This window comes from Pseudomonas sp. XP1 (genome assembly GCF_053557675.1).
This window is the reverse complement of sequence record NZ_JBNRIJ010000005.1, coordinates 88,790-92,366: the sequence shown is the minus strand read 5'-3', so window position 1 is coordinate 92,366 and position 3,577 is coordinate 88,790. Positions and strand designations below refer to the sequence as shown.

Sequence of the window (3,577 nt, the reverse complement as noted above, 5' to 3'; positions counted from 1 at the left end):
CCGGCGATTGGGCCGCAAAGCGGCCCCAGAACCCCGCAGATTTTTCTGATTTTGTCTCGAATGGCTGTCCAGCTTGCGGCTTGGGAAATATCCTACGAGCCGCGTCCTCTGCCATCACCTTCTCAGTGGGAACCAGTGCCTCTAGGCTTCATCCGTCGCTGAATACCTTGGCGATCGGGTGTGGTAGCCCGGATGCATTTTTTCCATGGCAGTCTATGGTGACTGTGCGTGGGAGGCTTTCGAGCCTGCCTGGATTGGAAAATGCCCGGGTCTACCACCTCGCGTACAGTCGCCACCCATTCACGTGGTAGTGATTGGTGGCGGCAATGAGGAGCATTTTCCAATGATGAAGAAAATAGTCCCCGATCCACCGCTTCCCTGCACCTCTACTCGCCCCTTCGGCCGCTGCGATGCCGGCCACGAACCGCTGTTCACCGTAAACCCGAACATTTCCGCCGAGGACGCCTTGGTTCATGTAGCTCTGTATCTGCGAGGCGCCTACGAAACGGGCTCGAAAGCCCTCGAGTACCTGCGCGAAGAAGGCCGTGGCATGTATTGGTCGAGCCTGCATTCCATTGAATTGGCGGAGGGATTGGTGGAGGCGATTCTCGATGGTATCGAGTCGATGCCAACCACCCGTCCTCCACAGGCATAGCGCCATATTCAAGGCCGACGCAGTACCTGTGGGAGTGAACTCAAGGAAGCAGAATTGTGGAACCCACAGTCCGCCGAGCCGACAGCTCCGCCTGCGCCTTCGCCGCCTCACTCAGCGGATACCGCTGCTGGATATCCACAACCAGCTTGCCGCTGCCAATCATCGCAAACAGGTCATCGGCCATGGCCTGGGTATTCTCGGCATTGTTGGCATAGGTCGCCAACGTGGGCCGGGTCACATACAGCGAGCCCTTCTGTGCCAGGATACCCAGGTTCACTCCGCTCACTGCCCCCGAGGCATTGCCAAAGCTCACCATCAACCCACGCGGCTGCAGGCAGTCCAGCGAGGTCAGCCAGGTGTCGGCACCGACGCCGTCATACACCACCGGGCATTTCTTGCCGTCGGTCAGCTCCAGCACCCGCTTGGCCACGTCTTCACGGCTGTAATCTATGGTCGCCCACGCCCCCAGCGCCTTGGCCCGCTCGGCCTTCTCGGCAGAGCTCACGGTCCCGATCAGCTTGGCGCCCAAGGCTTTGGCCCACTGGCACGCCAACGAACCCACGCCGCCAGCTGCTGCGTGGAACAAGATCACGTCACCCGCCTTCACCTCATAGGTCTGCTTCAGCAGGTACTGCACGGTCAAACCCTTGAGCATCACCGCTGCCGCCTGCTCGAAGCTGATGTTGTCGGGCAGCTTCACCAGATTTGCTTCCGGCAACGTATGCACCTCGCTATACGCGCCCAGCGGGCCGCCGGCATGGGCCACGCGGTCACCCACTTTCAGCCGGGTCACGCCCTCGCCCACGGCCTCGACCACGCCAGCCGCTTCCGTGCCCAGCCCCGAAGGCAGGGATGGCGGCGCATACAGCCCGCTGCGGAAGTAGGTATCGATGAAGTTCAGGCCGATCGCATGGTTACGCACACGCACCTGCTGTGGCCCTGGCGGGGCAGGTTCGAATTCCACAAACTGCAGCACTTCCGGGCCGCCATGCTGGCTGAACTGGATACGCTTGGCCATCTCGCACTCCTGTCGTATGGGTCGGGAAAGGCCTTCTATCGGACGCCTTTGCTTGATCGCCGTCAACTGCGGCGCGCGGGCTGGGGGTGGTATGCTACGCGGCGAATTCTTCCCTGCCCGTTCCTGGTGACCCGATGACTAGCCGCACCGAGGCCGTGAAAGCCTACCTGCTCGACCTGCAAGACCGCATCTGCTCTGCCCTCGAAGCTGAAGACGGCGGCGCCCGCTTCGTCGAGGACGCCTGGGTGCGCGAAGCCGGTGGTGGGGGCCGCACGCGGGTGATCGGCGATGGCAAAGTGATCGAGAAAGGCGGGGTCAACTTCTCCCACGTGTTCGGCGCCGGTCTGCCGCCGTCGGCCAGTGCCCACCGCCCCGAGTTGGCGGGCCGTGGCTTCGAGGCCCTTGGCGTGTCGCTGGTGATCCACCCGCACAACCCGCATGTGCCCACTTCCCATGCCAACGTACGTTTCTTCATCGCCGAAAAGGAAGGTGAAGAGGCTGTCTGGTGGTTCGGCGGCGGCTTCGACCTGACCCCGTACTACGGCAATGAAGAAGACTGCATCCACTGGCACCGCGTGGCCGAGCAGGCCTGCGCGCCGTTCGGCGCCGACGTGTACCCGCGCTACAAGGCCTGGTGCGACCGCTACTTCCACCTCAAGCACCGTGGCGAGCCACGCGGCATTGGTGGCCTGTTCTTCGATGACCTGAACGAGTGGGACTTCGACACCTGCTTCGCCTTCATCCGCGCCATTGGCGACGCCTACATCAACGCCTACCTGCCGATCATCCAGCGCCGCAAGGACACCCCTTACACCCCGCAGCAGCGCGAGTTCCAGGAATACCGCCGTGGCCGCTACGTGGAATTCAACCTGGTCTACGACCGTGGCACCCTGTTCGGCTTGCAATCCGGTGGTCGCACCGAGTCCATCCTCATGTCGCTGCCGCCGCAGGTGCGCTGGGGCTACGACTGGAAGGCCGCGCCTGGCAGTGAAGAAGCGCGCTTGACCGAGTATTTCCTGCAGGACCGCGACTGGCTCGGCCAGTGAGCCTGTGGATAACCAAGGAGCCGTCATGGACCAGTACGTCGTTTTTGGTAACCCCATCGGCCACAGCAAGTCGCCGCTGATCCATCGCCTGTTCGCCGAACAGACTGGGCAGGATCTGGAATACGCCACCCTGCTGGCGCCGCTGGACGAGTTCAGCGATTGTGCACGCGGTTTCTTCAAGCAAGGCTGCGGCGGCAATGTCACCGTGCCGTTCAAGGAGGAGGCCTTCCGCCTGTGCGACAGCCTGACCCCGCGTGCCCGGCGCGCTGGCGCGGTGAACACGCTGAGCAAGCTGGCCGATGGCAGCCTGCAGGGCGACAACACCGATGGCGCTGGCCTGGTGCGAGACCTGACGGTGAATGCCGGGGTCGAGCTGGCGGGCAAACGCATTCTGATCCTGGGTGCTGGTGGCGCGGTGCGTGGCGTGCTGGAGCCTATCCTGGCGCACAAACCACAGTCGCTGGTGATTGCCAACCGGACTGTGGAGAAGGCCGAGCAGCTGGCGCGTGAGTTCGATGAACTGGGGCCGGTGGTGGCCAGTGGGTTTGCCTGGTTGCAGGAGCCGGTGGATGTGATCATCAATGCCACTTCGGCGAGCCTGGCCGGTGAGTTGCCGCCGATTGCCGACAGCCTGGTCGAGGCGGGGCGCACGGTTTGCTACGACATGATGTATGGCAAGGAGCCTACGCCGTTTTGCCAGTGGGCCGAGAAGCTGGGGGCGGCCAAGGTGCTGGATGGGCTGGGGATGCTGGCTGAGCAGGCGGCTGAGGCGTTCTTTATCTGGCGTGGGGTGCGGCCGGATACGGCGCCAGTGTTGGCTGAGTTGCGCCGGCAGCTGGCTCGCGGCTGAGATTGCCG

At 63.3% G+C, this 3,577-nt stretch carries 4 protein-coding genes; 3 read left to right on the top strand and 1 reads right to left on the bottom strand.

Annotation, left to right across the window (positions count from 1 at the left end):
* Positions 1–343: 343 nt before the first annotated feature.
* A complete protein-coding gene (locus ACK1U9_RS06725; RefSeq protein WP_085588966.1) occupies positions 344–655 on the top strand; it encodes a hypothetical protein in 312 nt (103 codons plus the stop codon).
* Between the two features lie 40 nt (positions 656–695).
* Here ACK1U9_RS06725 and ACK1U9_RS06720 read toward each other — a convergent pair whose 3' ends face one another.
* On the bottom strand, positions 696–1,673 hold the full coding sequence (locus ACK1U9_RS06720; protein ID WP_013970270.1) for an NADPH:quinone reductase: 978 nt from the start codon (positions 1,671–1,673) through the stop codon (positions 696–698).
* 134 nt (positions 1,674–1,807) lie between these two features.
* Here ACK1U9_RS06720 and hemF point away from each other — a divergent pair, with 134 nt between their 5' ends.
* Both hemF and aroE read left to right on the top strand, forming a co-directional pair.
* A complete protein-coding gene (gene hemF, locus ACK1U9_RS06715) occupies positions 1,808–2,719 on the top strand; it encodes an oxygen-dependent coproporphyrinogen oxidase (protein ID WP_108480412.1) in 912 nt (303 codons plus the stop codon).
* A gap of 25 nt (positions 2,720–2,744) precedes the next feature.
* Entirely contained in the window at positions 2,745–3,569 is an 825-nt protein-coding gene (aroE, locus tag ACK1U9_RS06710) for a shikimate dehydrogenase (protein WP_108480411.1), read from the top strand.
* The last annotated feature ends 8 nt before the right edge of the window (positions 3,570–3,577 follow it).